Below are 805 nucleotides of genomic sequence, written 5' to 3' on the forward strand. Positions count from 1 at the left end.
CCGCTGGCCGGCCTCACCGCGTACTTCGCCTCCCGCCCGCTCGTCGAGTCCCGGCTGCTGCGCGCGTGGGCGGCCGTCGCCTACGCCTTCCTGCCCGCCGCGACCGGCGCCCTGGCCGGCGGCCGCATCGGCACCGCCGTACTCGCCGTGCTGCTGCCGCTGATCGCCCGCGCGGGCGTCGCCGCGAGCGGCCTCACGAACCCGGAGGGTGTCCGCGGCAGTTGGCGTGCCACCTGGGCGTACGCCCTGCTGCTGACGATCACCACGGCGTTCACCCCGATCGTGTGGCCCATCGCCCTGGTCCTCGGCGTCGGCGTACTGGCCCTGCGCAGGACCGAGATCCCGGCCTACGGCCTCCGCTTCCTGGCCCAGCTGGGCACCCCCCTGCTGGTCCTCGCCCCGTGGTCGCTCTCCCTCCTCCCGTTCGGCTTCTTCCGGGAAGCGGGCCTGGAGTACGGCCCCTCCGCCGCCTCCGCCCTCGACCTGCTCGGCGCGAGCCCGGGCGGCCCCGGCACCGTCGGCGGCCTGCTGCTCATCGGCCTGGTGCTCGCCGCACTCGCGGCCCTGCTCCGCTCCGAGCGCCGGACGGCGATCCTCACCGCGTGGGCGGCGGCCCTGGTGGGCCTCGTCTTCGCGGTCCTGTCCAACAGCTCCGCCTGGGCGGGCCCCGCGACCCTCGTCTACGGCATCGCCGTCCTGGCCGCCGCCACGCTCGGCGCCGACGGGGCACGCGCGCGTGTCGCCGAGCAGAGCTTCGGCTGGCGCCAGCCGGTCGCCGCGCTGATCGCCCTCGCCTGCGCGATCG

At 76.9% G+C, this 805-nt stretch carries 1 pseudogene; it reads left to right on the forward strand.

The annotated features are described in order from the left end of the window. Positions 1-805: pseudogene (locus tag B7767_RS37145) on the forward strand (family 2 glycosyl transferase); the annotation flags it as partial.

Origin of the sequence: Streptomyces sp. 13-12-16, assembly GCF_002114215.1 — a bacterium.
Taxonomy (GTDB): Bacteria; Actinomycetota; Actinomycetes; order Streptomycetales; family Streptomycetaceae; genus Streptomyces.